Source organism: Microbulbifer hydrolyticus, assembly GCF_009931115.1.
GTDB lineage: Bacteria > Pseudomonadota > Gammaproteobacteria > Pseudomonadales > Cellvibrionaceae > Microbulbifer > Microbulbifer hydrolyticus.
Window position 1 is genome coordinate 3,233,456 of sequence record NZ_CP047491.1, and the last position, 26,996, is coordinate 3,260,451.

Consider the following 26,996-nt stretch of genomic DNA (forward strand, 5'->3'; position numbering starts at 1 on the left):
AAAACACCTGTAACTCGATTACATACCATTACAGACAGCATGGACTTGTAACCGGGTGTAACAGGGAAAACAACGTCCCGCGGCCATTTTTTGACCAGGCCGCAGGAGTTCCCGTCACTCCTTGGAAGACTTTACCAACGGGCTCCACCAGGACTCGCCCTGCAGGTACCACTGGATGGTTTTTTCAATTCCGGAGGAAAAAGACTCCACCGGTTCGTAGCCGAGCTCACTTCGAGATTTGGACGGGTCGATGGCATAGCGGCGGTCGTGACCTGAGCGGTCGGTGACGTAGGTGATCAGATCTGCAGAGCGGCCCTCTTTGGCCCGGCTTGCGTGCGGGAACCGGTCAACCAGATCCGGCTTGCCGGCAAACTCTTTATCGACCAGCTCACAGATCAGTTTGACGATGTCGATATTGGCCCACTCGTTGATACCGCCAATGTTGTAGCACTCACCCAGGCGTCCCTTTTTAATCACCAGCTCAATACCGCGCGCATGGTCTTCCACATACAGCCAATCACGGATCTGCTGGCCGTCACCGTAAATAGGTAGCGGCTTGTCATTCAGGATATTGGTGATGACCAGCGGGATCAGCTTCTCCGGGAAGTGGTAAGGCCCGTAGTTGTTGGAGCAGTTGCTGGTGGTGACATTCAGGCCATAGGTGTGGTGGTAGGCGCGCACCAGGTGGTCGGACGCGGCCTTGCTCGCGGAGTACGGGCTGTTGGGCGCGTATGGGGTGGTCTCGCTGAAGGCGGGATCATTGGGTTCGAGTGTGCCGTAGACCTCGTCGGTAGAGACGTGGTGGAAACGGTGACCCTCTTTATTCAGCCCCTCATCCAGCCAGATTTTCTTTGCCGCTTTGAGCAGGCTGTGGGTGCCGATGATATTGGTTTCGATAAAGGCATCCGGACCAGTGATGGAGCGGTCCACGTGACTCTCCGCGGCAAAGTGCACCAGGGTGTCGATGTGGTGCTCTTTCAGCAGGGTCTCCACCAACGGGGTGTCGCAGATATCGCCGTGGCAGAACACGAAGTTCGGGTTATCCGCTACCGGATCCAGGCTGGCTTTGTTGCCCGCATAGGTGAGCGCATCCAGCACAACGACCTTGTCTTGCGGGTAGGTTTTCATCCAGTAGTGGACAAAGTTGGCGCCGATAAAGCCGGCACCGCCGGTGACCAGTAAGTTGCTCATTTTTGCAGTTCCGTTGTGTTGAGGGCAGCCCGGAGTACCTGACGCCAGTGCTTCAGCTCGACGCCCGCCTCTTTTACCAGTCGACTTTTATCCAGCACGCTGTATGCGGGACGCGCGGCCGGGGTCGGGTAGTCGGCGGTGGCGATGGGGCCAACCTTTACCTGTTTGTCTTGTGGCAACAGGCCAGCCGATTTGCCTTCTTCGAAGATGGCCACCGCGAAGTCGTACCAGCTGGCGGCACCGGCATCGGTGCAATGGTATATGCCTTTGGCTTCGCTGTTCTCTGCCAGTGCATAGATACTTTGCGCCAGGGTGCCGGCCCAGGTCGGGGTACCGATCTGGTCGGCCACTACGCCGAGCTGATCCCGCTCATTCATCAGGCGCAACATGGTGGTTACGAAGTTGCCGCCCTCACGGTCGTACACCCAGGCCGTACGCACGATGATGGCTTCCGGCAGGATGGCCTCGATGGCCTCTTCACCGCGGGCCTTGCTCTCACCGTATACACCGAGAGGTTTACGGTAATCTTCTGGCTTGTATGGGTGGGACTGCTGGCCATCGAACACGAAATCCGTAGAAACGTGAATCAGGCGCGCCCCCAGCTCACGGCATGCGAGGGCCAGGTTTTCCGAGCCACGCGCATTGATCGCGTGCGCCTGTTCGATATCGGATTCCGCTTTGTCTACCGCGGTATAGGCAGCGGCATTGATGACAACGTCTGGCTTTGCCCCACCCAGAACAGAGAACACCTGCTCTTTATTGGCAACATCCACGGTGTCGCGACCGTGGGCGACCAGCGTTACGCCAGCAGGCACCTGTTTTTGAAGCTGCTTGCCCAGCTGACCGTTTTTACCGGTGATCAGGATTTTCATTTTTATCGCGCTCCCGATCCATCAAAGATCATCAAAGACAACGGCATCTTTCAGCAGCTTGCCTTCGGCGTCTTTGGCGGAAAGCCTGGGTTGCTCACCATTGACCAGCGGCCATTCGATGCCGATTTCCGGGTCGTCCCAGCGCAGGGAGTGCTCGTGCTCGGGCGCGTAGTAGTCGGTACATTTGTATACAAACTCAGCGGACTCACTGGTGACGTAGAAACCATGGGCAAAGCCTTCCGGCACCCACAGCTGCCGCATATTGTCGCTGTTCAGCAAGACGCCTACCCACTGGCCGAACGTGGCTGAGCTTTTGCGCAGATCTACCGCAACGTCGAACACTTCACCGGCGGTGACGCGCACCAGCTTGCCCTGGGTGCTCTGGGTCTGGTAGTGCAGGCCGCGCAGGATGCCCTGCCCGGATTTGCTGTGGTTATCCTGTACGAACGTGCGTTCGGCACACTCGCGGTTGAAGAAGTCCTGACGGAACGTTTCCAGGAAGAAACCGCGCTCGTCGCCAAAGATTTTGGGCTCGATGATTTTTACATCGGGGATTGTGGTATCGATTACTTTCATATCAACGTGTGAACCGGTGGTCGCGGCCGGACTCGGCGATCAACTGCATCAAATACTCTCCGTAACCACTTTTCATGAGTGGCTGCGCCTGCTTCTCAAGCATCTCTGCATCGATAAAGCCTTTACGGAAAGCCACCTCTTCCGGGCAGGCCACCTTCAGGCCCTGGCGGCGCTCAATGGTCTGCACAAACTGGGCGGCCTCCAGCAGGTTGTCATGGGTACCGGTATCCAGCCAGGCGGAACCGCGCCCCATCAACTCAACGTTCAGCTTGCCCTGCGCCAGATACATGCTGTTGAGATCCGTGATCTCCAGCTCGCCGCGGTGACTGGGTTTGATTTCACGCGCCAGGTCACAGACCTGATTGTCGTAGAAGTAGAGACCGGTAACCGCATAATTGGACTTTGGCTGGGCCGGCTTTTCTTCGATACTGATGACTTTACCGGAACTGTCGAACTCGGCTACACCGTAGGCGCGCGGGTCGGCGACATGATAGCCAAACACGGTGGCGCCCTCTGTTCGCTGGTCGGCATTTTTCAGCACTTCGTTGAAACGTTCCGCGTAGTAGATGTTGTCGCCCAGCACCAGTGCACTGGGGTTGTTGCCCACATGCTCACGGCCAATCAGGAAGGCCTGCGCCAGGCCATCCGGGGAGGGTTGTACTGCATAGGTAAGGTTAATACCCCACTGGCTTCCGTCATCCAGCAGCTTCTGAAAAAGCGACTGCTCTTCCGGCGTGGTGATAATCAGGATATCCCGGATGCCCGCCATCATCAGCGTGGTCAGCGGGTAGTAGATCATGGGCTTGTCGTACACTGCCATGAGCTGCTTGCTGACACCTTTGGTCAGTGGGTACAGCCGGGTGCCGGAGCCGCCCGCCAGTATGATTCCTTTTCGACTGGATGCATTCCCTGTTTCCATCTACTCCCCCAATTGAGATTTTGAGTACTTATTGGTTGGATAATTTACAGTAATTTGAAGGCTACTTACCTCGACGTAATCACTGCTTTTACTTCCGTGTGTTACTCCCACCATTTAACCGGGAGTTCAATTCCCCCCGCAGTGGAATTCTTGTTCATTTGCGCGGGATGATTCGCAGGCTTTGCCTGCTCACCCCTTCGGGGTCGCTGGTGCGCCAGCCCTGCCGCCTACGGGCGCTCTGCGTCGCCTGCGGCTCCTTGTGAACCGGGAGCTTTACCTCGCTCCCGGGCAGTTCTGCCAAATTAAAAAAGGCCGCATCCTTTCGGATGCGGCCTTTTTTAATTTGGTGGAGCTAAGCGGGATCGAACCGCTGACCTCAACACTGCCAGTGTTGCGCTCTCCCAGCTGAGCTATAGCCCCAAAGTTGCTTTCCTGTTTGGGTTTCCCCCGAAAGCGAGGCGCATTTTAACAGCGGCCCCTCGCGTGTCAACCAGAAAAAACAACTTTTTAATCAAATAGTTAGAGGCGTACAGGAGAAGTTCGCCTGCCGCTCTTTGTGGATGCAGGGTCAGCCGCTGGCCCCGCACCCACCCTCAAAGCAGCTCAGGCCACGGCTTCTTCGCGCTGCTGCTGCCCTTCCAGGAACTCTCGGAGCCCAGCACCGATGTCCGCATGGTGCAGGCCGTACTCGAACTGAGCCTTCATGTAGCCCAGCTTGTTACCACAATCGTGACTGTGACCAACAATCCGGTAGGCATCCACGCTCTGGATCTTCAACAGCTCGTCAATCGCGTCGGTCAGCTGGATCTCACCACCGGCACCGGGCTGAGTTTGCTCCAGCAGGGCCCAGATTTCCGCGGGCAGCACGTAGCGGCCTACCACGGCCATATTGGAGGGGGCCGCATCGACGCTGGGCTTCTCTACCATGCCGTCAATCTTGGCTACGCTGCCTACCTTCAGGTCGGCACCCAGGCAATCGACTACGCCGTATTTGCTGACCTCTTCCCAGTCGACCGACTCCACCATGATCTGGCTGGCACCGGTCTGCTCGAAGTTGCGCACCATGGCAGCCAGGTTGGTCTTGGTCAGGTCGGACGCATATTCATCCACCAGCACATCTGGCAGCAGCACCGCGAAGGGGTTGTCACCCACTACCGGGCGCGCGCAGGCGATGGCATGCCCAAGGCCTTTCGCCTCGGCCTGGCGCACAGAGATTACGGTTACGTCGCGCGGGATGATTGCACGTACTTCGTCCAGCAGCTGGCGCTTCAGCCGGTGTTCCAACTGGGCTTCCAGCTCGAAAGAAGTGTCAAAGTGGTTGGCGATGGCGTTTTTACTGGCGTGAGTAACCAGGACAATTTCCTTGATCCCGGCCTTGACCGCTTCATTCACTACGTACTGGATGAGCGGCTTGTCGACAATCGGCAGCATCTCTTTCGGGATGGCCTTGGTGGCCGGCAACATACGAGTCCCCAACCCCGCAACTGGAATGACTGCTTTTTTCACATTAGTCATATTTTTTCCTTTTTCTTGAAATACTGCTCGGTTAATCCATTAATCCTAGATCTGGTGGAATTCTACCGGCGAAATGTGACAGTTGTCACACAAAATCCCCGGATTGCTACATTTTGTTGCATTTTTGTTCAATTGACCGCCGTTTGCGCATAAATATACACACGCAAAAAAAATGCCACTCCGGGCAACCGGGTGGCATGCGGCTGCCCGCACCTCCGATCGACACCAGAGGTGCGAGCAAGTTTAGGCCAGGCTTGCGTACTCTTTCTCCCAGCGCTTCAGCACCTTCTTGCCCGCGCCGCCGAGCACATCGATGGCCTGGCGCAGGCGCGCGCGGCTGAGATCGGGGCCGAGCAGATCCATGGCGTCCATCACCGAGAAGCTGGCGGTGGTGCCGCTGATGGCCACAAACAGCGGCGCGTTAAAATCTTTCAGTTTGATATCCATCTGCGTGGACAGCTCCTTCACGGCGGCGAAGATGTTGTCCTTGCTCCAGCTGCGCAGGGCTTCGAGCCGCCACAGTGCGAACTGCAGCAATTTCTTCTGCTCATCCAGCTCCAGCTTGTTGCCGGCAAAGCTGTCTTCGGTCAGCGGCAGTTTGCCGGCGGCGAGGAAGCTCACCAGTGGCATAAAGTCACCGAAGGTCTCCATGCGGCCCTTGGCCTGGGGCAGCACCTTGAGCAGGTTGTCGCGGTTCAGCAGCCAGCTTTGCAGGCGGTCCGCCAGTTGCTCGTCTTCCAGCTCGCGGATCCACAGGCCATTCAGCCAGCTGAGTTTTTCCACATCGAATACCGGGCCACCGAGGGACACGCGCTGGATGTCGAAGTGCTTGAGCATTTCGTCCAGGGTGAACTTCTCGCTCTCGTCCGGCATGGACCAGCCCATGCGGCCGAGGTAGTTCAGCAGGGCCTCGGGCATAAAGCCGGCGCGCTGGTAGTAAAGGATCGAGGTGGGGTTCTTGCGCTTGGACAGCTTGGTCTTGTCCGGGTTGCGCAGCAGTGGCAGGTGGCACAGCACCGGCATCTCCCAGCCGAAGTATTCGTACAGCAGCTTGTGCTTGGGGGCGGAGTTGATCCACTCCTCACCGCGCAGTACGTGGGTGATTTCCATCAGGTGGTCGTCGACCACGTTGGCCAGGTGGTAGGTGGGCATGCCGTCGGACTTGAGCAGCACCTGGGCATCTACCTGCGCCCAGTCGATCTCGATGGGGCCACGCAGCAGATCCTCTACCACACAGGTGCCGCTTTCCGGCACGTTCATGCGCACCACGTAGGGCTCGCCGGCGGCCTTGCGCTTCTCCACCTCTTCCGCCGGCAATGCCAGGTCGGAGGGCTTGAGAGTTGCCTTGCCAGACTCCTGCAGTTGCGCGCGCAGGTGATCCAGCTCTTCCGCGGTACGGTAACAATGGAAAGCGTGACCCTTGGCGACCAGCTCTTCGCAGTATTTCTTGTAAATGTCGCCGCGTTCACTCTGGCGATACGGCCCGTGGGGGCCGCCCACGTCCGGCCCTTCCTGCCAGTCGAGCCCGAGCCAGCGCAGGCTGTCCAGGATCGCCTGTTCGGACTCCGGGGTGCTGCGGGCCTGGTCGGTATCTTCGATACGCAGCACAAACTGGCCACCCTGGGCCTGGGCGAAGCACTGGTTGAACAGGGCAATATAGGCAGTACCTACGTGGGGGTCACCGGTGGGGGAAGGAGCGATACGGGTTCTTACGGTCATAAGTCGCCTGATTAGGTTGATTTACATCAATGGCTGGATTTGAGGCGCGGCATTATATCGGTCGGATCAAGGGGCGCACAGTGGGCCAGAGGTTCGAATCGCGTTTCGACAGTCCCCTCCGATGCCAAAACCTGCTTGCAACCCCCCCCATAACAACTATTTTTCATGTAGAGATCGCGCAGTACTCCTACCCACCGACCCACACAATAAGGCCACGCCCGGCAGGAACGCACTTCGATGTTGATTGCGCATTTAGGCGACAAAATTCACCACCCCGAAAACACCCTGCCCGCGTTTGAGGCGGCCCATGGTCTGGGTGCCTGTGCGATTGCCACGGAAGTACAGTTCAGCAAGGAGCAGACCCCGTGGTGCTGCGCCGGCGTTGGCGTCGAACTTTCCCATGCGGGAATCTCAACCCCGCTGCACCTTCTCAAAGACAAGGACCTGTACACATTGCCGGTATCAAGTTTCCGGGACCTGGTGGAATGGGCTATCCGGCACCGGCACCTGGAATGGTTTGTGGAGCTGAGCCCGGAGACGTTGCAGGCCACCGGCGCGGAAACGGCACTTCACCGGCTGCTGGATGAAATTCACGGTTCTACCGATCCGTTCGTGGTGCTCACATCGGATCTGCGCAGCCTGCGATTGGCGCGCAACCTCGGCTTTGATCAGGTGGCCCTGCGCGTTCCCAATGTGGCGCGCAGCCTCTCCGTAGAAGTCGTGACTCTGGCGCCGGATTACCTGTTCATTGACCACGCCACCGTCGATTGCCAGGAACTGCCGCCCGGGCCCTGGCAATGGGTGGTGCACGAGATCAACACGGCGCAGGGCGCGGTGCACTGGCGCCACCGCGGGGCCCACCACATCCTGACGGGGAACCTGCCGCTGTTGATGCGCTCCCGGGAGGCCAGCAATGTCTATGGAATATGATGTTCTGGTTGTCGGCGCCGGTATCCAGGGTGCAGGGGTCGCTGAAGCGCTGACCGCTGAAGGCCACCGTGTGGCCATCCTGGAGCAGGAGTCCATCGCCCACGGCACATCTTCCCGCTCCTCCAAGCTGATTCATGGCGGGCTGCGCTATCTGGAAAGCGGGCAGTTCTCACTGGTGTACGAATGCCTGAAGGAGCGCCGCTGGTTGCTGGCCAACAAGCCGGACCTGGTGCACATGGTGCCCTTCCTGATCCCGGTTTACCGGCACAGCCGCCGCCCCGCCTGGAAAATTCGCCTGGGACTCAGCTTGTACGCCCTGCTGGCCGGGCTCTTCTCTTCGCAGTCGCGCTTTCGCTCCATCAGTCTTCAGGACTACGACGCGCTGTGCGGGCTCAACGGCGACGACCTGTTGGCGGTGTACCGCTATTACGACGCGCAGACAGACGATGCCGCACTCACCCGAGAGGTCATCCAGAGCGCGCTGCGCGGTGGCGCCGAGCTGATCTGCCCGGGAAGCCTTGTGGGCGCCGAGGTCACCGACAAGTTTGTGCGCGTGGATTACTTCCATGAGGGCCTGCTCAATACCCTGCACTGCCGCGCACTGGTGAATTGCTCCGGCCCCTGGATCGAAGACACCAACAGCAAGTGCTCCCCCAGCGCCAAGTTGCCGCCGCTGGAACTGGTTGCCGGCACTCATATCCAGGTGCCACTGAAACTCGCCAACAAGATTTTCTACGTGGAAGCCGAGGACGGCCGCGCGATATTCGTGATGCCCTGGCAGGGCGAGACGCTGGTGGGTACGACTGAGCGCCCCTATCACGGCGATCCATCCGAGGTCGCTCCCACGCTGGAAGAAAAGGCGTACCTGCTGCGCACCCTGAAGCAGTATTTCCCGGAAACCCGCCCGCTGCAGTTGAACGAACTGAGCGACAGCTTCGCCGGCCTGCGGGTACTGCCCCTCGCCAACAGCAACCCGTTCTCCCGCAGCCGCGAGACCATGATCTGCAGTGATAATCCCAAACGCCCTCGCATCGTGGCGGTCGCCGGTGGCAAGCTCACCAGTTACCGGGCAACCGCCCGCAGCGTGGTGAAAAAGCTGCGCCCGCTGCTCGCTGACGAAGAAGACTGGGCACCGGCCGTTGCTTCGCAGGAAGCCGATGCCGAGGTCAGCGCCAAAGAGCGCAACCTGTAGCCCGCGGCTGAAAGCAGGCCGGGTCAGCGCTCGTTATCTTGTTATACTGCGCGCAGTTCTATCGCCTGATCGTTGTTTATGCCCCAGTCTCCCCACACCGCATCGCCCCCTACGCCCATCACCTCCGGAACAGCAACCGCGGTCTCTCACCGCTTCTGCACTGCACCGCTGATGGACTGGAGCGACCGGCACTGCCGCTATTTCTGGCGGCAGTTCAGCAAGCATGCGCTGCTCTATACGGAAATGGTCACCACCGGCGCGATCCTGTTTGGCGACCAGGAGAGCCACCTGGATTTCAATGTGGAGGAGCAACCAGTGGCGCTGCAGCTCGGCGGCAGTGATCCGGAAGACCTGGCACGCTGTGCGCAGATTGCAGAACAGTGGGGTTACAGTGAGCTGAACCTGAATTGCGGCTGCCCCAGTGATCGGGTCAAGCGTGGCCGCTTCGGCGCCTGCCTGATGGCGGAGCCGGATCTGGTGGCGGAGTGCCTGGGTGCAATGAAAAGCGCAGTGTCGATTCCCGTCACCGTGAAGCACCGCATCGGCATCGACGACATGGAAGATTACGCCGGCTTGACTCGGTTTGTGGAAGCCCAGGCCGGCGCCGGTATCACCACCTTTATCGTGCATGCCCGCAAAGCCTGGCTGAACGGCTTGAGCCCCAAGGAAAACCGCGAAGTACCGCCGCTCAAATACGATATGGTGTACCAGTTGAAACGGGATTACCCCGAGCTGGAAATTGTGCTCAACGGTGGCATCAACACACTGGACGAGTGCCGTGAACATTTACAGCAACTCGATGGTGTTATGCTCGGACGCGCGGCCTACCAGACACCCGGTCTGCTCGCGGATGTGGATGCGGCGCTGTTTGGTGGCGAGCCCGGGCCAACCCCGGCTGAGGTCATACACAATATGCTGCCGTATATCGAGCGCGAACTCGCACGCGGGCAGCGGCTGAATCATATTACGCGACATATGATGGGGCTTTTCCAGGGGGTTCCCGGTGCGCGGCGCTTCCGCCGGCACCTGAGTGAGCACGCACACACCGCCGGCGCGGGGCCGGAAGTGCTGGAACAGGCACTGGCCCTGGTGACGGTCGCCGCGTAATCAGCGCACAGAAAGAATCAGTCTTCAAAAAGGAAGTGGGGAAAATGAATAAACTTGATCAACTCAAAAAGCGCAGTCTGGTTGTGGCGGATACCGGCGATATTGAAGCCATTCGCCGCTACCAACCGGAAGATGCCACCACCAACCCCTCGCTGCTGTACAAGGCGGCGCAACTTCCCCAGTACGAGCAACACCTGAAAGACTCCCTCGCCTGGGCCGAGCAGAAAGGCGGCGGTGGGATCTCGCTCGCGTCCATGAAGCTTGCCGTGGCCATTGGCCACGAAATTCTGCAGATCGTGCCCGGGGTTGTTTCCACCGAAGTGGACGCACGCCTTTCTTTCGATACCGCGGCCAGTATCGACTACGCCCGCCAGCTGATTGCCCTGTACGAGCAGGCGGGAATCGGGCGCGAGCGCGTACTGATCAAGCTCGCCTCTACCTGGGAAGGTATCAGCGCTGCATCCGTGCTAGAGCACGAGGGTATTCACTGCAACCTGACGCTGCTGTTCAGCGAGAGCCAGGCCATTGCCTGCGCGGAAGCCGGGGTCACCCTGATCTCTCCGTTTGTGGGCCGTATTCTCGACTGGTACAAGGCCAGCACCGGGCGCGATGACTACACTGCGAACGATGATCCCGGTGTACTTTCCGTCACCAGCATCTACGAGTACTACAAGTCGCGCGAGTACCCCACCATCGTCATGGGTGCGAGTTTTCGCAACACCGGGGAGATCGAAGCGCTGGCCGGCTGCGACAAGCTCACCATCAGCCCGCAACTGTTACAGGAGCTTCAGGACGACACCGGCACCCTCGCCGATGGCCTGAGCAGCGACATCGCCAGCCAGGAGCGCCCCGCCAGTACGATGCAGGAGCCGGAGTTCCGCTACCAGCTCAATGCCGACGCGATGGCGACGGAAAAGCTGGCGGAAGGCATCCGCAACTTTGTCGCCGATCAATTGAAGCTGGAGGCGCTGCTGCAACAGTCGCGGTAACGCCCTCGCCTACGGAATGCCAACGCCATCATTCGCTGTTACTGAAGAAGGAACCTCTACCATGCTGCAACAGATTCGCAAACTGTTCGACCAGATTGGCCGTGGGGAGAGTGTGGAAGTACAGACGGAGAAAGATGTGCGCATGATCAGTGCGGCACTGATGGCAGAAATCGCCACGGCGGACCAGAAGGTGGATGAGCGCGAGCGTTCTGCCCTGGTGCGCCTGCTGCGGGAACACTACCAGCTGGACGAAGAGACCGCCCGCGGGATGGTGGAGCAGGCGCTGACAGAGCGGCACGAGGCCACTTCGCTTTACGAGTTCACACAGACGGTCAACGACAACTTCAGTGAGCGGGACAAGTATCTGCTGGTGAAGCAGATGTGGGAGGTCGCCTTCGCGGATGGGGAGATCGACGCGTTCGAGGAACATCTGATCCGGCGCGTATCCGAGCTGATCTACCTGCCCCACGGGCTGTTTACCCGCGCGCGCGCCGAGGCCCGGGATGGTGGTCTCACCGAGTAAAGGTCATCAATTTGAGAAAATGGGGTAACAGCGAGATGCCGAACGGCATTTAGTGATTGACCACTGACTTGGCGTCCTGTGCGTCTTGCTCTGTCTCCAGCGCATGCACCAGGTCCCGGAACGTAGCTTCGTTCTGCTCGTTCATACTCATCAGCACACGGTGCGCTTCCAGCACCATGTCGCGGGCGGTGTGTTCATCCGGCGCATTGCACTTTAGTGGTGCAGGCTCCACCTGGTATGCATCATTATCGGCATCACTGGAAATATCCATCAGCTCTTCGAAGCCCATGGAGTCCAGCAGGTGCAGGAGACCGCGATCTTCACAAAGCACAAGAGGCTTGCCGCCGTTGCGCTCTGCGCTGCGGAAAGCGATCTTAGCCATCAACCCCAGCGTGGTGCTATCGACACCATCTGTGTCGTGCATATCGAACACCACACCGCGGAATTCGCCGTGGGAAAACATCTTGTCGATAAAATTATCAAAAGACGTACATAGATTTAGGCGTACGTCGCCCACCAGTTTCACCACGTAGATGCCCTGGTGGTCGCCAACCATTATCTGCCCGGACTGCATAGTAACCTCTAACGCACCCTGCTCTTGTCCCGAGCCAGGGGCGAGTGGATGATTTGCGGCTTGTGGCCGCGGCACAGTTCCTTGTGCAAGCCTAGCCCAAAAGCCGCCGATCCGTAGATCCGTGCGAAGGGCCAGAAGTTGGGCGGAGCTTACTCCTGCCCACAGGTGCTGACAAGACCAGTGTGAACCAGTTAACAGGTGTGACCGGAAAGTCCGGTAGTTTATGTTTCCGGGCTATCCACACACCTCAGAAAAACCTGTTCACGGGGCCAGTTTCCGATACATTTCATGAACAGCCCATGAATATCAGCACCCCGTACTTACGGCAGGCCGGAATGTATCAGGCGCAATTGCACTGGTCAGGAACGAAAAAGGTCCAGCAAGAAACGGGCCTGTTTGGCGCTTAACGCTCGTCCTGGCGCAGGGTAAGAATGGTAATGTCGTCGGGGAAGGATTCGGCGGTATCGACTTTGAGAGCGGCGCACAGGCTGCCGAGGTCGCCACGGCTGCGGTCGATTGTCTGCAGCAGGCATTCTTCTTTCTGCAGCAGGTCGCCGGGCAACAGCTCCAGTACGCCGTCGGAGCAGGCTACCAGCCGCCAGCTTGCCGGCAGGCTACAGTGGCGCACCTCCCAACCCCCATGCTGAAACAGTCCCAGCGGGCGTCCTTTTCCACCGAGCCATTCGGCGCCGTCACTGGTCACCAGAACGGGCATGGGCACCTGCCCCGCTACCGCATAGTGCAACTGGCGAGCACGGCTATCCACCACGCCCACAAACATACTGGCATGCTTGTCGAGCCGAGTGGAAAGCAACTCGCGGTTGATCATTTCAAGGATTTCGGTGAGATCCTGGTCGAGGGTATTCAGCTGGCTGAACAGCGGACGCTCGCGCAACAGGTGCATGATGCTGTGTTTGATCAATGCGGTGACCAGCGCGGAAGAAACGCCGTGCCCGGATACATCCACCAGGTAAAAAGCGACAAAACGCTCACCGAACAGGCCGTAATCAATGAAGTCGCCACTCAAATACAGCGACGGCAACAACCGGTATTCGGCTTTGATCCCCGCCGGATACTCATAGGGTGTGCGCGGTAGCAGGTGTTGCTGTAACTGCCGCCCGGCCTCGTGGTCCCGCTGTAACAGTTCTATGTGCTCATTCAGCTCGCGGTTGCGCGATTCCAGCTGCTCGCGGTATTTACGATTCTCCGCCGCGAGATCGCGCGCCTCCATGATTCGCGTTACCGCGTGATCAATCACGCCCTCGTCGGCGATGGGTTTGAGCAAGTAATCACTCGCGCCCAGACGCAGAGCCTGCACCACGTCGTCCACTTCACTGTCCGAAGCCAGCACCATTACCGGCGTATCCGGCGACAGGTGTTTCACCTTGCGCAGCACTTCCAGCCCGCCCATATCCGGAAGGTGCAGGTCGGTGACTACCAGCTGGTATTCTTCCGAGGTGAACTCGCCGATAGCCTGGACGCCATTATCTCGCACAGTTACGGCATACCCGAGCCGCTCCAGCGCACTTTGCACCAGCTTGCAGGGCGGAGAATCCGGGTCAATCAGAAGTAAGGTATGACGTTCGCGGTCCGGCTGAGAGGTGCCGGTAGAGGGGGAAGGGTCAGAGGTGCAATCATGCGTCGGGGCGCTCATAACGGCGCCCCTGCGATAGGAAATGGCTGACACCCGCAAGCTATGGGTGACGGTAGCATGAAGTGCGAATCAGAAATCGTATTCATCCAGGTCGCCACCAAAGTCGTCTTCCTGCTCGCCATCGTTGATCAGGAATTCCCGCCGCTGCAAATACGCGTCGCGCATCAGCACGTAGCGATCGCCCTGAAGCAGGGCCTCGGCCTGCAAATAGCTCGCACGGGTTTGCAGCAGATCGACGGTTTTGAACGTGTATTCTACGGCGTTGTCATCAACATAGCTGAGCGGGTTGGTATACCACTCAACCACCTCACCGGGCACATCGCGCACGGTGGACGGCCCCAGGAAGGGCACCACCAGATAGGGTCCGGATGGCATGCCCCATACCGCCAGTGTCTGCCCGAAGTCTTCACCGTCACTGGGTTCCAGCCCCATATGCTGCGCGACATCAAACAGCCCGACAAGGCCGACGGTGCTGTTTACCAGGAAGCGGCCGGTATCATTGCCCGCCTGCCCCCACTTCCATTGCAGGACATTGTTCAGCACGTTATTGATTTCGTGCAGGTTGGAGAAAAAGTTGGAAATCCCGGTCTGCATGAAAATCGGGGTGACCTGACGGTAGCTGATTGCCGCAGGCTTCAGGAACCAACGATCCGCGGTGTCATTAAAGCGGAACATGGCGCGATTAAACCCTTCCCAGGGATCGCGATCTTCCGGCTCCTCTTCGCTGGAAAACTCGCCGGCCGGGTCAAACCCGTACTCATCTTCAAACTCAGAGGCGAAGTCATCTTCGAATTCTGTTCCGGTACCCGCTTCCTCGGCCTCCCCCTCTGAAGGGGCGCCAAAATCATCAACTTCAGCGGCATCGGAAGCAGTTTCTTCGGAAGTGGTTTCACTCTCCGGCTTCTTGGGAGAGGTGGCGGCGGGAGCATCGTCCGGGAGCTCCTCAAATGGATCCGACGCGTCCTGCGCCATGGCCAGGGGCGCCGACAATATGGCGGCCAGCACCCAGGCAATTACGTGTGTGCGCTCAAGCAATTCCCTGCTCCTCGCAAAATTAATTCGATTTTTCAAACCAGAATCTGTATTTCCGTTTTCGCAATATTACCATTGGCCGCCTAGCCAGCATAGCAGGTGGCAGTTTTGGCCAAGCGCGTTGGTCGATTAAATAGCAACGGTCGACTTGTTGCCGTTTATACAGGCCCAGGCCTGGGGTTACCCCCGCCTGAAGCCTGCGAGGATGTCCAGGCTGTGCAGTTTTTTCAAAATGTCCTTGCCAAACGCCACCAACTGCTCCGGTTGAGGATGGTGAATATCCGCAGCGAGACGCTGCAGCAGCGCTTGTCCTGTTAAGGCATCGGATGCCGGCTCGCCACTTCCCTCACCGTGCGACTGAATCAGCGACAACAAGTGCGAAGTGACGGCATTGGCCTCAAGGAACGCGACTGTATCAGCACGGTTGCGGTAAACAACCAGAAATGTGGGGGTTTGCGGCGGATCGACGGGCTGACATGCCGGCCCCAGGTGATGCACCGGGAACTGGTAAGTGAGGTTCCACGCCAGGGGCGAGGCAACCGGCACCCAATTCAACAACTGCTCATCGGTGTATTCACGCGCCAGATCGCCGGGGAATTGCTCTTCGCTTACATCCAGCGCCAACTCCACCCATTCATAGTGCGCAAGCTCGAGCATAAACGGAGGGTCCTGCTTGCTCGCCGGGCTCGTCGCGCGCTCGCTCTGTAGATACTGCAGGAACTCTTCACTGATCTGCAGAAAATACGGGCTGCGGGAATGATGCCGATGCACAAAGTCGCGCACCATCGCGTGCCAGCGCTCATCATCGAAAATACTGCGCAATACTGGAAAGCCGCTTGCGATGAAAGATTCGATGTTGTTGTAAATCAGGTCCCGGTAAATGCCCATACGGCGCTCTTCAATACCCGCCGGTGCCGCCACCTGATCCGGCGCTCGCAGATGCGCGGTAAAGTAGCCCTGCATCAACTGGAAGCCCGCTTCCTTTTCAGCGCCCATGGGACACCTCCGCTGCGGGACGCAGCAGGTTCGCGCCCCGCGCACCGCACGCCGCGGACGCCTGAAAACTGCGAATGCGCGCCACTTCCTCACACAACTCCGGCAGTGGGGGAATATTAAAATCCCGCTCCAATAGAGTCGGGATTGGGCCGAACGCCCGATAAGCGCGCTGAAGCAGCTGCCACACGGGGTCGATCACCGGTGAACCGTGGGTGTCCACCTTGAGATCTTCTGCCTCATCGAAGTGCCCTGCCACATGGGCATAGCGAATGCGCTCCGCGGGCAACCCCAGCAGGAAGGCTTCCGGGTCATAGCGATGGTTGATGGCGTTGACGTAAATATTGTTAACGTCCAACAGCAGGTCGCAATCGGCCTCTTCTAATACCGCATTCAGGAACTCCAGCTCGGACATTTCCTGCCCGGGAGCGGCGTAATAGGAAACGTTCTCCATGGCGATACGCTGCTCCAGAATCTCCTGCACCCGCCGTATCCTGCCTGCCACATAGTGCACAGCCTCCTCGGTAAAGGGGATCGGCAACAGGTCATACAGGTGACCCTGGTCGGAGCAATAACTCAGGTGTTCGCTGTAACAGCGGATATTGTGATCCCGCATAAACTGTTTGATGGCATGCACAAGCTGCTCATCAAGCGGGTCTGGCGCACCAATCGACAGGGAGAGGCCGTGAATGACAAACGGAAAGCGCTCGGTGAATTCACGAAACCAGCGGCCATAGGCGCCGCCCACGCCGATCCAGTTTTCCGGCGCAACTTCGAGAAAGTCGACATGCTCAGGGGTCAGGATTTCTCCCTTCATGGAACGGCGCAGGCCCAGGCCGGCGCCCTGAACGGGGTACTGGTGCGATTCACTCATTGCGGGAGCCCCGGTTCCTGTTCTCTCACCCCATTAACGCGGGGCGTTATTTTTCACTATCATTAATTCGACAACGGCCCGGCACCAGGCCGGACCGTGACCGATACCTATTGAGAAAGGGTGATCAGCCGCCACAAGTCCCCTCTTTCTTTTTACCTTCGCCACAAGTTCCCTCTTTCTTTTTACCTTCTCCACAAGTTCCCTCTTTCTTTTTACCTTCTCCGCACTTGCCTTCTTTTTTCTTACCCTCTCCGCATTTACCTTCGCCGCACTTACCTTCTTTTTTCTTGTTCTCGCCACATTTTCCTTCGCCGCACTTACCTTCTTTCTTCTTACCGTCGTCATCGGCCATTTTCAGGTTGTAGCCGGCGGTCAGCTCGGTCGCGGTGAATGGGTTAGCGGCCGCAGAGGCGCTCATGGTGGCGGAGGCAATAAAGGCAGCGCTCACGGCGGCTGCGATCGGCAGGTTCTTTTTGTTCATGGTTGATCTCCTGTTGGAATTCCAGTTGTTGAGGACTCTTCACTTCACGCATACGGCGCGAAAACCGCCGCTCCCGGATTATAGTTTCCCGAGACTGATTTGCCCCCTCAGTCAGACCAGCGGTTCAGAATACAGGTTCAATGCCTTTCCCCATAGTGTGAACCAGGTCCGAAAGTGGCCATCTCAGCAGCGACCTCTTGTTCAGTCGCTGCTGCAAAGGCTTTCTTACACCGGCAACTTACGAAAAAAACAGCAAACTGGATGATCAACCATTCCGGTCCGCCCAGAACTTGCGCAGGCGCTTGATGGAAACCGGCATCAGGGTTTTCAGCGATTGCGCGAACAGGGATATGCGGAACTCTTCCAGCATCCAGCGGTACTGGACCATTCCGGCATCGCCGGCCATCAACACCGGTTCCGATTTACTCGCAGCGGCCAGGTAGGGCTCCTCCGCCTCCTGGAATTCAGCGGTGAGCACCCGGTCGCGGTTGGGATCAAGTGCGGCTTTTTCCAGCCGCAGCTCGATCCCTTTCAGGTAGCGACCGTACTGACGCAGCATTTCCAGTGGTGTATGGAAGAGTACCCCGCGATAAAACAGGCCGCTTAGCTGGCGATTGATATCACCGACCGCCATCGCGACGGCGAGGTTTTTCTGTTGTTTGATCTGCTTGCGCAGGGGTACCAGCTGGGAAAGCGCCTTAACCAGCAGGTCGGCGAACTCCTGGGCGACACCAACCAACTTTTCCCGCGGCGCCAGCGCAGCGAGAAACGCTTCCTGGGTGCGCGGCCAGTTCTCATCGGCCCAGAAACATTCGCGTACCGCGGCCATCAGGATGTCGTCTGCCACCGCTTCCCGGCGTCCCAGATCGGCAGCGCTCAGGCCGAGTTCCTTGCCCTTCAGCAACTCCTTGCGCAGGTACTTCACTGGCTCCGGCAGGTGCAGGATAGCCAGGCGGCAAATGCCCGCGCGGGTGTGTCTCTGTGCCTCAACGGGGTTGTCGAGCAATTTCAGGTCCACGCTGTCTTTCCCAGCGATCAATGCCGGATAGGCACGCACCTTGAGGCCGCCCTGATCGAGCTGGTGGGTTTCTGGCAGATTGCCGAAATCCCACTCGGTAATACCCTCGCGCTCGAAGTCGTCACCGGCGCTGGCCAGTTCCTGCTGTACCCGGTCGCGGTAGCGCGCCTGCAGAGCTTCCAGATCACGTCCCTGGTCCAGCAGCTGGCCTTTTTCATCCAGCACCTGGATATTGAGGCGATAAAAATCTTCTACGCCCTGCTCTGCCTGAAGCCAGGCGTCTTCCGGTAACTCCTGGGCGGTCTGGCGTTTCAGTTCGTGGGCGAGCGCCTGCCACAGCGGAGTATTCCCGGGCTGCATACGCGGCAGCGCTTTATCCACCGCAGCGGGTACCGGCACGAAATATTTGCGGTATTGCTTGGGCAGGTTTTTTACCAGTGCGATGCACTTGTCGCGAAGAATCCCCGGCACTACCCACTGCAGGCGCGCGGCGGGGACCTGGTGCAGCGCTCCGACGGGCACCTGGATACTGACACCGTCCTCAATACTGCCGGGTTCAAAGTGGTAGCTGAGGGGGTATTCGATACCGCCACTGGTCAGCGAATCCGGAAACTGTGCCTCGCCCACGTGTGCGGCATCCTGCAGCATCATCAGGTCCCGCGGCAGGAATAGCAGCTCCGGGTCTTTCTGTTCCGCCTGCTTGCGCCACTTTTCGAAGCCGGCAAGATTGACCACTTCCGCCGGCACACGCTCGTCGAAGAAGCGGAACACCACCTCGTCGTCCACCACGATGTCGCGGCGGCGGGATTTTGCTTCGAGATCTTCCAGTTCTTCCAGCAGCGCTTTGTAATGCCGGAAAAATTTGCCCTTGCCGCGGTAGCGCTGTTCCACCAGTGCCTCGCGAATGAATACCTCGCGCGCAACCACTGGATCGAGCTTGCTGAAGTGAATGCGCTGTTTATCAACAAGGACCAGGCCGTACAGGGTGACTTTCTCAAACGCCATCACTGCGCCGGAGCGCGGATTGTAGTGGGGCTCAAAGTAGTTGCGTTTGACCAGGTGTGCGGCACAGTCGAGCACCCAGTCCGGCTCGATCTTGCCCACGGTGTGTGCGAACAGGCGGCTGGTTTCCAGCAGCTGAGCCGCCACCACCCAACGTGGAGGTTTCTTGTACTGGCCGGAGCCGGGGAAGATATGGAAACGCCGGTTACGGCAGCCGAGAAACTCCTTGTTCTCATCACGCACGCCGATGTTGTCCAGCAGCCCGGGCAGAATCGCCTTGTGCACACTGGCGTAGTTCGCGGGCTCCCGGTTTAATTTCAGGTCGAGGTCGCGTATGGCGAGACGCAGCTGGTGGTGAATGTCTCTCCATTCGCGCAGGCGCAGCCAGGACAAAAAGTTTTTCTGGCACCACTTGCGCAACTGATTCTGACTCAATTCCTGCCGCTGGGCTTCATAGCCATCCCACAGGTTCACCAGGCTGAGGAAGTCCGATTGTTCGTGCTGCCACTGCTTGTGCTTTTCATCCGAGGCCTGACGTTTTTCTGCCGGGCGCTCGCGAGGGTCCTGCACGGCCAGCGCGCTGACAATAATCAGCAACTCGCGCAGGCTGCCGGCGGGTCCGGACTCCATCAACATACGACCGAGGCGCGGATCCAGCGGCAGTCGCGACAGTGCGCGCCCGAGCTGGGTGACCTTGCCCTTGCCGTCCACCGCTTGCAGTTCCTGCAATAGGTTGTAGCCGTCGTTGATCAGGCGCTGGTCCGGCGGGTCGACAAACGGGAATTCGCGGATATCGCCGATGCGCAGTTGCAGCATTTGCAGGATTACGGCCGCAAGGTTGGTGCGCAGGATTTCCGCATCGGTAAATTCCGGGCGCTGGATAAAATCGGTCTCTTCGTACAGGCGAATACAGACACCGGCACTGACCCGGCCACAGCGACCGGCGCGCTGGTTGGCACTGGCCTGGGAAATGGCCTCTACCGGCAAGCGCTGTATTTTGCTGCGATAACTGTAGCGACTGATGCGCGCGGTTCCGGGGTCAATCACATAACGGATGCCCGGTACGGTAATGGAGGTCTCGGCCACGTTGGTGGCCAGCACAATACGCCGCCCTTTGTGCGGCGCGAACACCCGACTCTGCTCGGCGAGACTCAGGCGGGCATATAGCGGCAGCACTTCCAGGTGGGGCAACTGCGCATCCCGCAGCGCTTTGGCGCACTCGCGAATTTCCCGCTCACCGCTCATAAAAACCAGGATGTCACCGCCGCGACGAGGGGAGGACCTCTCCTCATGCAGTAACTCTTCCACCGCACCGATAATCTGCTCATTCAGGTCCGCATCGCTATCGGCCGGTGGGCGGTAGTGGATATCCACCGGGTAGGTACGCCCGGACACCTCGATGATCGGCGCATCATCGAAGTGTTTAGAAAACTTCTCCAGGTCGATGGTGGCAGAGGTGATAATCAGCTTGAGGTCGGGGCGCCGCGGCAGCAGGGTTTTCAGGTAACCGAGCAGGAAGTCGATATTCAGGCTGCGTTCGTGGGCCTCGTCGATTATCAGGGTGTCGTAATTGTTGAGCAGCGGATCCCGCTGGATTTCCGCCAGCAGGATACCGTCGGTCATCAGCTTGATGTGGGTGTGCTCTGTGCTCTGGTCGGTAAAGCGCACCTGGTAACCAACCGAATCACCGAGCGACTGCCCCAGCTCCTCCGCAATACGGTTGGCGACCGTACGTGCGGCAATCCGGCGTGGCTGGGTGTGACCAATCTGGCCAAAGATGCCGCGCCCCAATTCCAGGCAGACCTTGGGCAACTGGGTTGTCTTGCCGGAGCCTGTCTCGCCCGCGAGCACCACCACCTGGTTGGCGGCAATCAGTTCGGCGATTTCCTTTCTTCGCGCCACCACCGGCAGCGCCTCCGGCCACTCCACCTTGGGGAGCTTCTGCCGGCGCGCCTCGGCGAGCGCCACCGACGCGGCCACCCGGGACTCCAGCTGTGCCAGCATCCGGTCCGCAGGCTTGCCCTCCTTCAGGCGCCGGCGGGCATTCTTGAGGGTGCGCTGCAGCTCAAAACGGTCGCGCCCCATGCACTGGGGAAGCAACTGTTCAACTTGCTGCAGATCGGAATTGGCGGACTCTCGACTCATATGACTGCTTATTCAGAGGAAAACGGCAAACCGGCGATTATACCCGCTGGGGACTACCGGGGTCTGTGCCTAAACTTGCGAACGTTACGCCTGACCTATACTCAGATCAATGGCGCGCATTACACCCCTCATACCGGGCCCTGTGCGCGACACTTTTCCAATTGATGCCAATACGTGAGCCGTGATTACCACTGCTTAACACTCTCTACCAACGTGGGCAGGCTGTCGCCAGCGCGAGCAATCTACAGGAGTACCGATGCAAGACCTCAAGCCAAGACCTCCGGCCAGCGCCGGGGAGATGATGGGGCACCCCAAGGGGCTGTACCTGCTGTTCGGAACCGAGATGTGGGAGCGCCTGAGCTACTACGGTATGCGCGGGATCTTCGTGTTCTACCTCACCTCCACAGCGGCGGCAGCGGCCTTTGGCTGGGATGCGCTTTCGGATACCGAGCTTCAATCCAAGGCTCTGAGCTATCTGGGTACCTACGCCATGCTGGTGTACCTGACGCCGATCATTGGCGGCTGGATGGCGGACAACAAGTGGGGCCAGCGGCGCTGCATCATGTTCGGCGGGGTGCTGATGATGCTGGGGCAGTTCGCCCTCGGCTTCCCCCACAAGTGGCTGCCGGACGGCACCGAGATCTACGGGCTATGGCTCGGGCTCGCGCTGATGATCATCGGTAACGGCTTCTTCAAGCCGAATATTTCCACCATGGTGGGCGACCTCTACGACGAGGGCGACAAGCGCCGGGATACGGCGTTTACGATTTTCTACATGGGGATCAACCTGGGTTCGATTCTTGGCTATCTGGTGATTGGCTGGATCGGCGAGAAGGTGGACTATCAGCTGGCATTTTTTGTGGCCGGCCTTGGTATGTTGCTGGGCCTGATCCTGCAGATGACCCAGGCAGACAAGATGCTCGGCGAGATCGGCAATCAGCCTTCGGCGAAGCTGGGACTGAAGCCGAACCTTGGCGGCGAAGAGAAAAAGCGCCCGCTAACGGTGGAGGAACGCGACCGCATCAAGGTAATCCTGGTACTGGGCCTGTTTACCGTGATTTTCTGGGCCGGGTTTGAACAGGCGGCAGGTTCGATGAACCTGTTTGCCAAGTACAACACGGACCTGCACATTTTCGGTTTTGAAATTCCGGCGAGCTGGCTGCAGATGGTCAACCCGCTGTTCATCATCATCCTTGCGCCGATTGTGGCGAGCATCTGGGTTGGCCTTGGCTCCCGCGAGCCGACCTCGCCTGGAAAGTTCAGCCTGGGCCTGATTTTCCTCGGGCTTGGTTTTCTAGCGATGGTGGGTGCGGCGATGCAGATCGGGGATTCGGAAACCGCAAAGGCGAGCCCCTGGTGGCTGGTGGTGGCGTATATTTTCCACACCATTGGCGAGCTGTGCCTGTCACCGATCGGGCTGTCGATGGTGACGAAGCTCGCTCCGCTACGTTATCTGAGTGTGATGATGGGTTTGTGGTTTGCCTTTATCGGCATTGCCAACAAGGGTGCGGCGGAGATCGGTAAGCTGGTGGGCGAATCCGGTCCGCTGGCGACCTTTGGTGGCGTTGCCGCGGCAGCGATTCTCGCCGGGGTGGTTCTGTTCTTTATCCGTGAGAAACTGGTCGACTGGATGCACGGTGCGGAAGAAGAGCATACCGTGGTGAAAGACACCACCCAGGAAGAAATCGGCATCACCGCCGACCACGATGTGGCGCCTCAACGGAAGTTTGGGGAGTAACACTCCAACCTCCGCGAAGTGCAGGATAGCCCGTGGCGGCCAGGCACCGGAGGAAGGTTTTCAGGACCGCTGTGTATACATCCCTGTACGCTGCGTCGGCGACGTCCCTGTCGCCGACGCTCCTGAAAACCTTCCTCCGGAACCTGGCCTTCAGCAAACCATTTTCCCTGTAATCTGTAAATTTTGGCTCGTAGTGAAGGCTTAGATATGAAGGCGGAGTGCCGGGTACGGGTTTTCAGGAGCGTCGCAAACAGGATGTTTGCGCCGCAGCGCCCAGGGATGGGTTCACAGCGGTCCTGAAAACCCGTACCCGGTGCTTGGCCGCCACTAGAGGAATTCAAGCCACCCACCCAAGGTCCTCAGCGCCCCTTAACCAGGTAAGCAATCGCCCTATCCAGCCCTTCAATCGTCATCGGGTACATATGCCGGTCTACCAATTTCTGGGTCATGCCAATACTGGCGGTGTACTGCCAGTACTCTTCCGCCGTGGGGTTTAGCCACACGAGTTTTTCGTAAGTGTTGGTGACCCGCTGCATCCAGGCCGCACCAGGCTCTTCGTTCATGTGCTCAACACTGCCGAAACGGCTGGTGATTTCGTAGGGGGCCATGGAGGCGTCGCCGACGAATATCACCTTGTAGTCTTTGCCATAGGTCCGCAGTATTTCCACCAAAGGAGTGGACTCTGAATAGCGGCGGTGGTTGTCTTTCCACACATGCTCGTACACGAAGTTGTGGAAATAGAAATATTCCAGATGCTTGAACTCGCTGCGGCAGGCGGAGAAGAGTTCCTCGCACTGTTTCACGTAGGGGTCCATGGAACCACCGACGTCGAAAAAGATCAGCACTTTCACCGCATTGTGGCGTTCCGGTACCATTTTGATGTCCAGCAGGCCGGCGTTGCGGGCGGTGGAGCGGATGGTGTTGTCGAGGTCCAGTTCTTCCGCGGCACCGCTGCGGGCGAACTTGCGCAGCTTGCGCAACGCTACCTGAATATTGCGAGTGCCGAGGCTGACGCTATCGTCCAGATTGCGGAACTGGCGCTTCTCCCACACCTTGGATGCAGACTTGTTGCGACTCTGCCCGCCCACGCGGATACCGCCGGGATGGTAACCGCTATTGCCAAAGGGACTGGTGCCACCGGTGCCGATCCACTTGTTGCCGCCGCTGTGCTTTTTCTTTTGTTCTTCGAGCCGCTTTTTGAATTCCTCCAGCATCTTTTCAAGCCCGCCCATGGACTCGATTTTTGCCTTTTCTTCTTCACTTAGCTGCTTCATGAATTCAGCACGCAGCCAATCTTCCGGAATCATCTGCTCGAGGATGTCGTCCAGCGATTCCAGGTCCTTGAAGTAGGCGGCAAAGGCGCGGTCGAATTTATCGAAATGTTTTTCGTCCTTGACCATGCAGGTGCGGGCAAGAAAATAGAAATCATCCAGGTTGGCGTACACCAGCCGCTGCTGCAGGGCTTCCAGCAACGAGAGCAGCTCGGTGATGGATACCGGAAGGTCATAGCGGCGAAGGTTCAGGAAAAATCCGATCAGCATGGGCTTCCCTGTGCGCGTTAGCGGTTTTCTCTGCGGGCCATAAATGCCAGGCGTTCCAGCATATGCACGTCCTGCTCGTTTTTCAGCAGGGCACCGTACAGCGGTGGAATAGCGGAGCTGGTATCCCGGTTCTTCAGAACCTCTTCTGAAATATCATCGGCCATCAGCAGCTTGAGCCAGTCAATCAGCTCAGAGGTGGAAGGTTTCTTTTTCAGGCCGGGCACATCGCGGATCTGGAAGAAGATATCCATCGCCTCCGCAACCAGCGCGTTCTTGATATCCGGGTAGTGCACATCGACAATTTTTTGCATCGTCGCACGGTCGGGGAAACTGATGTAGTGGAAAAAGCAGCGGCGCAAGAATGCGTCCGGCAACTCTTTTTCATTGTTGGACGTGATGATGACAATCGGGCGCTGCCTGGCCGTAATCGTCTCGCCGGTTTCGTATACATAAAACTGCATACGGTCGATTTCCACCAGAAGGTCGTTGGGGAATTCGATATCCGCCTTGTCGATTTCATCAATCAGCAACACCACTCGCTCGTCGGCCTCAAAGGCCTCCCACAGTTTGCCCTTCTTGATGTAGTTGCCAATATCGTGCACCCGGTCCACCCCCAGCTGGGAGTCCCGCAGGCGCGATACCGCATCGTATTCGTAGAGGCCCTGCTGGGCCTTGGTAGTGGACTTGATATGCCACTGGATCAGCTTCAGACCAAGACTGCTTGCCACCTCTTCCGCCAGCAGCGTCTTGCCGGTGCCGGGCTCCCCCTTGATCAACAGCGGGCGCTGCAGGGTAACTGCTGCGTCCACCGCCATTTGCAGATCGTCCGTGGCAACGTAACTGTCGGTTCCGGTGAATTTCATAGCCGCTCCGAATTCCTGTGGTCGAAAAGCAATCATGGTAAAGGAAGCACGGGGAGGCGCCAAAGGCGGAAACGGTCAGATTAAATGACGGCAGCGGCCGCATCCGGACGAAATGCGACCAAAATAGAATAAGCAGTCACAGACTGCCAGGAATGAAGAACCGGGCGACGATCAGGCGACCTCGGCGCGGCGGCGGCGAACCACCTGGCGGCCCTTGTCGGTGATGTACCAGCGGATGCCCAGATGACTGTGAATTTTACCCACCATCTCCAGCACCAGCAGGCTGTTGAGTGCACGGGCTACGGAGTTGGTCTCCATATTGCCTTCCTGCACCATGCCAGCGAGCGAGCGGAAAACACAGTCGCCGTTATTCAGCAGGCTCAATACATGCAAAGCATTGTCATCCAGCTTACGGATCTGGTTGAAGTCCAGCGTCGGCCCCTGGTCCGGGTCCCCTTCAATCTCGTGTTCGAGCAGCGGCATCATTTCAAGCTGCATCGCGCGGATTTCCTGCTCGAGGTTTTCCACCCGCGCACGCGCAATGCTCGCGTCCCGCAACTGCCGGCGGGCGGCATTGAAAACGAACATACGTGAGGCGATGGCAGCGAGCAGGCAGTACCCGGTGAAGATCAGAAGACGGGATGGGTCGCCCTGAATTTCGATCAACAAGTCACTCTGGGTGAATTTGAGGAAAATGGGCACCATCAGGGCGCCGCACAGGCCCATGATCAGGCAGCGCGCCAGACCTGCCGGGTCTTCCTCGGTAAATAGCATCTGGTAGTAGTTGACCAAGCCACCGAGGATACCGGAAACCAGCATAACGGCGGTCAGTATAAGCAGGTGATCGAGCATCCCTGTCCCTTTATCCCATGCACTGCAGGCACTATTGTGTTTTGTGCGTTTTTCTTCGGCTTCCAGGCCGTTTCCGATTTGTGCGTCCTGGCGTAAGTGCCATTCGGCGCCGCACTGTCGAAGGCTCCAACGGCGAATAAAGGCGGAGGAGATTGCTGCGGGCTCTATTAGATATAGCAGTTAGTGCGATGGTCGGAAGCTGCAGAATACAGCGGAGGAAAGGAATTGGCGCCAGTTATCGCCTACGCGGTTAACTGGCGCCGATTAAAAGATATGGACAATCAGTACTGGTCACTCTCAGTCATTGGGCGGTCTTTGCGTCGGCGCACCATCAGCATCATGATGCCCACAATCAACATCACCGCGAAAGCCCCGGCAGCGGCAAACACCAGGCTGGCGGATACCTCCGGTGTTGCGCCCTCTTCCTCAAACACGGTCTGGTAGACAAACAGGGGCAGAACCGGGGTCAGGGGACCATCGGGCGCGGTACCACGGGCCGGGACCAGTAACAAGGTGGCCGCTTCCAGCAGAATCAGGTTACGCACCCAGGACCAGCTCCAGTTGCGCATAAACCACCAGCCCGCGGCCAGCAGGATAACCACGCCGCCTGCGTATACTGCCCAGGCAATTTTGAATTCTTCCGCCATGCTTTGCTTCGCTTTTGTATTTCCACGTTGGTAAAGGTTTTTCCCGGTA

Annotated in this window: 23 protein-coding genes and 1 tRNA gene; 6 read left to right on the forward strand and 18 right to left on the reverse strand. The window is 58.4% G+C overall.

What is annotated here, in order from left to right:
* Positions 1 to 114: 114 nt before the first annotated feature.
* The 7 genes from rfbB to gltX form a co-directional block, all read right to left on the reverse strand.
* Positions 115 to 1,191 (reverse strand): dTDP-glucose 4,6-dehydratase, encoded by a 1,077-nt coding sequence (gene rfbB / locus GTQ55_RS13860; RefSeq protein WP_161859276.1) that lies wholly within the window; start codon positions 1,189 to 1,191, stop codon positions 115 to 117.
* The gene (gene rfbD, locus GTQ55_RS13865; protein ID WP_161859277.1) at positions 1,188 to 2,063 is read right to left on the reverse strand and encodes a dTDP-4-dehydrorhamnose reductase; all 876 of its coding nucleotides are present in this window, start codon (positions 2,061 to 2,063) and stop codon (positions 1,188 to 1,190) included. The genes rfbB and rfbD overlap by 4 nt, the downstream gene beginning before the upstream one ends.
* A gap of 21 nt (positions 2,064 to 2,084) precedes the next feature.
* On the reverse strand, positions 2,085 to 2,639 hold the full coding sequence (gene rfbC, locus GTQ55_RS13870; RefSeq protein ID WP_161859278.1) for a dTDP-4-dehydrorhamnose 3,5-epimerase: 555 nt from the start codon (positions 2,637 to 2,639) through the stop codon (positions 2,085 to 2,087).
* Between the two features lies 1 nt (position 2,640).
* Positions 2,641 to 3,558 (reverse strand): glucose-1-phosphate thymidylyltransferase RfbA, encoded by a 918-nt coding sequence (gene rfbA / locus GTQ55_RS13875; RefSeq protein WP_161859279.1) that lies wholly within the window; start codon positions 3,556 to 3,558, stop codon positions 2,641 to 2,643.
* 344 nt (positions 3,559 to 3,902) lie between these two features.
* Positions 3,903 to 3,978 (reverse strand) — tRNA-Ala (locus GTQ55_RS13880).
* Positions 3,979 to 4,161: 183 nt separating this feature from the next.
* The gene (galU, locus tag GTQ55_RS13885) at positions 4,162 to 5,073 is read right to left on the reverse strand and encodes a UTP--glucose-1-phosphate uridylyltransferase GalU (RefSeq protein WP_161859280.1); all 912 of its coding nucleotides are present in this window, start codon (positions 5,071 to 5,073) and stop codon (positions 4,162 to 4,164) included.
* A gap of 243 nt (positions 5,074 to 5,316) precedes the next feature.
* Positions 5,317 to 6,792 (reverse strand): glutamate--tRNA ligase, encoded by a 1,476-nt coding sequence (gltX, locus tag GTQ55_RS13890; protein ID WP_161859281.1) that lies wholly within the window; start codon positions 6,790 to 6,792, stop codon positions 5,317 to 5,319.
* 237 nt (positions 6,793 to 7,029) lie between these two features.
* On the opposite strand from gltX, the gene GTQ55_RS13895 reads away from it, so the two are divergent.
* The 5 genes from GTQ55_RS13895 to GTQ55_RS13915 all read left to right on the forward strand — a co-directional run bounded on the left by GTQ55_RS13895 (position 7,030) and on the right by GTQ55_RS13915 (position 11,533).
* Positions 7,030 to 7,722 carry a PI-PLC domain-containing protein gene (locus tag GTQ55_RS13895; RefSeq protein WP_161859282.1) on the forward strand — a complete coding sequence of 231 codons (693 nt, stop codon included), beginning with the start codon at positions 7,030 to 7,032 and terminating at the stop codon, positions 7,720 to 7,722.
* Positions 7,706 to 8,914, forward strand: coding sequence for a glycerol-3-phosphate dehydrogenase/oxidase (locus GTQ55_RS13900; RefSeq protein ID WP_161859283.1), 1,209 nt, complete (start codon positions 7,706 to 7,708; stop codon positions 8,912 to 8,914). The genes GTQ55_RS13895 and GTQ55_RS13900 overlap by 17 nt, the downstream gene beginning before the upstream one ends.
* Positions 8,915 to 9,085: 171 nt before the next feature.
* Positions 9,086 to 10,021: a tRNA dihydrouridine(20/20a) synthase DusA gene (gene dusA / locus GTQ55_RS13905; RefSeq protein ID WP_237567931.1), complete on the forward strand. Its 936-nt coding sequence runs from the start codon at positions 9,086 to 9,088 to the stop codon at positions 10,019 to 10,021.
* Between the two features lie 44 nt (positions 10,022 to 10,065).
* Positions 10,066 to 11,010 (forward strand): transaldolase, encoded by a 945-nt coding sequence (gene tal / locus GTQ55_RS13910; protein WP_161859285.1) that lies wholly within the window; start codon positions 10,066 to 10,068, stop codon positions 11,008 to 11,010.
* 61 nt (positions 11,011 to 11,071) lie between these two features.
* On the forward strand, positions 11,072 to 11,533 hold the full coding sequence (locus GTQ55_RS13915; protein WP_161859286.1) for a tellurite resistance TerB family protein: 462 nt from the start codon (positions 11,072 to 11,074) through the stop codon (positions 11,531 to 11,533).
* A gap of 49 nt (positions 11,534 to 11,582) precedes the next feature.
* Here GTQ55_RS13915 and GTQ55_RS13920 read toward each other — a convergent pair whose 3' ends face one another.
* The 7 genes from GTQ55_RS13920 to hrpA all read right to left on the reverse strand — a co-directional run bounded on the left by GTQ55_RS13920 (position 11,583) and on the right by hrpA (position 21,306).
* Positions 11,583 to 12,107, reverse strand: a complete 525-nt coding sequence (locus tag GTQ55_RS13920; protein ID WP_161859287.1) for an STAS domain-containing protein — start codon at positions 12,105 to 12,107, stop codon at positions 11,583 to 11,585.
* 403 nt (positions 12,108 to 12,510) lie between these two features.
* Entirely contained in the window at positions 12,511 to 13,761 is a 1,251-nt protein-coding gene (locus GTQ55_RS13925) for a PP2C family protein-serine/threonine phosphatase (protein WP_161859288.1), read from the reverse strand.
* A gap of 69 nt (positions 13,762 to 13,830) precedes the next feature.
* Positions 13,831 to 14,796, reverse strand: coding sequence for an MlaA family lipoprotein (locus tag GTQ55_RS13930; protein ID WP_237567684.1), 966 nt, complete (start codon positions 14,794 to 14,796; stop codon positions 13,831 to 13,833).
* A 177-nt stretch (positions 14,797 to 14,973) separates the two neighbouring features.
* On the reverse strand, positions 14,974 to 15,789 hold the full coding sequence (locus GTQ55_RS13935; RefSeq protein ID WP_161859289.1) for an HvfC family RiPP maturation protein: 816 nt from the start codon (positions 15,787 to 15,789) through the stop codon (positions 14,974 to 14,976).
* A complete protein-coding gene (locus GTQ55_RS13940) occupies positions 15,779 to 16,660 on the reverse strand; it encodes an HvfB family MNIO-type RiPP peptide maturase (RefSeq protein ID WP_161859290.1) in 882 nt (293 codons plus the stop codon). The genes GTQ55_RS13935 and GTQ55_RS13940 overlap by 11 nt, the downstream gene beginning before the upstream one ends.
* Positions 16,661 to 16,784: 124 nt before the next feature.
* On the reverse strand, positions 16,785 to 17,141 hold the full coding sequence (locus GTQ55_RS13945; RefSeq protein ID WP_161859291.1) for an HvfA family oxazolone/thioamide-modified RiPP metallophore: 357 nt from the start codon (positions 17,139 to 17,141) through the stop codon (positions 16,785 to 16,787).
* Positions 17,142 to 17,406: 265 nt separating this feature from the next.
* A complete protein-coding gene (gene hrpA / locus GTQ55_RS13950) occupies positions 17,407 to 21,306 on the reverse strand; it encodes an ATP-dependent RNA helicase HrpA (protein WP_183946657.1) in 3,900 nt (1,299 codons plus the stop codon).
* A 256-nt stretch (positions 21,307 to 21,562) separates the two neighbouring features.
* On the opposite strand from hrpA, the gene GTQ55_RS13955 reads away from it, so the two are divergent.
* On the forward strand, positions 21,563 to 23,044 hold the full coding sequence (locus GTQ55_RS13955) for a peptide MFS transporter (protein WP_183946659.1): 1,482 nt from the start codon (positions 21,563 to 21,565) through the stop codon (positions 23,042 to 23,044).
* A gap of 359 nt (positions 23,045 to 23,403) precedes the next feature.
* Here the strand turns inward: GTQ55_RS13955 and GTQ55_RS13960 are convergent, their stop codons facing one another.
* The 4 genes from GTQ55_RS13960 to GTQ55_RS13975 all read right to left on the reverse strand — a co-directional run bounded on the left by GTQ55_RS13960 (position 23,404) and on the right by GTQ55_RS13975 (position 26,947).
* Entirely contained in the window at positions 23,404 to 24,585 is a 1,182-nt protein-coding gene (locus tag GTQ55_RS13960) for a vWA domain-containing protein (protein WP_161859292.1), read from the reverse strand.
* Between the two features lie 17 nt (positions 24,586 to 24,602).
* Complete coding sequence (locus GTQ55_RS13965; protein WP_161859293.1) at positions 24,603 to 25,448, reverse strand: AAA family ATPase; 846 nt, start codon at positions 25,446 to 25,448, stop codon at positions 24,603 to 24,605.
* Positions 25,449 to 25,619: 171 nt separating this feature from the next.
* Complete coding sequence (locus tag GTQ55_RS13970) at positions 25,620 to 26,300, reverse strand: YEATS-associated helix-containing protein (protein ID WP_161859294.1); 681 nt, start codon at positions 26,298 to 26,300, stop codon at positions 25,620 to 25,622.
* A gap of 281 nt (positions 26,301 to 26,581) precedes the next feature.
* Positions 26,582 to 26,947 (reverse strand): hypothetical protein, encoded by a 366-nt coding sequence (locus GTQ55_RS13975; RefSeq protein WP_161859295.1) that lies wholly within the window; start codon positions 26,945 to 26,947, stop codon positions 26,582 to 26,584.
* Between the last annotated feature and the right edge of the window lie 49 nt (positions 26,948 to 26,996).

Coding starts and splice junctions, on each gene's coding strand:
- rfbB (WP_161859276.1), bottom strand. CDS start 1,191: ATGAGCAACTTACTGGTCACCGGCGGTGCCGGCTTTATCGGCGCCAAC.
- rfbD (WP_161859277.1), bottom strand. CDS start 2,063: ATGAAAATCCTGATCACCGGTAAAAACGGTCAGCTGGGCAAGCAGCTT.
- rfbC (WP_161859278.1), bottom strand. CDS start 2,639: ATGAAAGTAATCGATACCACAATCCCCGATGTAAAAATCATCGAGCCC.
- rfbA (WP_161859279.1), bottom strand. CDS start 3,558: ATGGAAACAGGGAATGCATCCAGTCGAAAAGGAATCATACTGGCGGGC.
- galU (WP_161859280.1), bottom strand. CDS start 5,073: ATGACTAATGTGAAAAAAGCAGTCATTCCAGTTGCGGGGTTGGGGACT.
- gltX (WP_161859281.1), bottom strand. CDS start 6,792: ATGACCGTAAGAACCCGTATCGCTCCTTCCCCCACCGGTGACCCCCAC.
- GTQ55_RS13895 (WP_161859282.1), top strand. CDS start 7,030: ATGTTGATTGCGCATTTAGGCGACAAAATTCACCACCCCGAAAACACC.
- GTQ55_RS13900 (WP_161859283.1), top strand. CDS start 7,706: ATGTCTATGGAATATGATGTTCTGGTTGTCGGCGCCGGTATCCAGGGT.
- dusA (WP_237567931.1), top strand. CDS start 9,086: ATGGACTGGAGCGACCGGCACTGCCGCTATTTCTGGCGGCAGTTCAGC.
- tal (WP_161859285.1), top strand. CDS start 10,066: ATGAATAAACTTGATCAACTCAAAAAGCGCAGTCTGGTTGTGGCGGAT.
- GTQ55_RS13915 (WP_161859286.1), top strand. CDS start 11,072: ATGCTGCAACAGATTCGCAAACTGTTCGACCAGATTGGCCGTGGGGAG.
- GTQ55_RS13920 (WP_161859287.1), bottom strand. CDS start 12,107: ATGCAGTCCGGGCAGATAATGGTTGGCGACCACCAGGGCATCTACGTG.
- GTQ55_RS13925 (WP_161859288.1), bottom strand. CDS start 13,761: ATGAGCGCCCCGACGCATGATTGCACCTCTGACCCTTCCCCCTCTACC.
- GTQ55_RS13935 (WP_161859289.1), bottom strand. CDS start 15,789: ATGGGCGCTGAAAAGGAAGCGGGCTTCCAGTTGATGCAGGGCTACTTT.
- GTQ55_RS13940 (WP_161859290.1), bottom strand. CDS start 16,660: ATGAGTGAATCGCACCAGTACCCCGTTCAGGGCGCCGGCCTGGGCCTG.
- GTQ55_RS13945 (WP_161859291.1), bottom strand. CDS start 17,141: ATGAACAAAAAGAACCTGCCGATCGCAGCCGCCGTGAGCGCTGCCTTT.
- hrpA (WP_183946657.1), bottom strand. CDS start 21,306: ATGAGTCGAGAGTCCGCCAATTCCGATCTGCAGCAAGTTGAACAGTTG.
- GTQ55_RS13955 (WP_183946659.1), top strand. CDS start 21,563: ATGCAAGACCTCAAGCCAAGACCTCCGGCCAGCGCCGGGGAGATGATG.
- GTQ55_RS13960 (WP_161859292.1), bottom strand. CDS start 24,585: ATGCTGATCGGATTTTTCCTGAACCTTCGCCGCTATGACCTTCCGGTA.
- GTQ55_RS13965 (WP_161859293.1), bottom strand. CDS start 25,448: ATGAAATTCACCGGAACCGACAGTTACGTTGCCACGGACGATCTGCAA.
- GTQ55_RS13970 (WP_161859294.1), bottom strand. CDS start 26,300: ATGCTCGATCACCTGCTTATACTGACCGCCGTTATGCTGGTTTCCGGT.
- GTQ55_RS13975 (WP_161859295.1), bottom strand. CDS start 26,947: ATGGCGGAAGAATTCAAAATTGCCTGGGCAGTATACGCAGGCGGCGTG.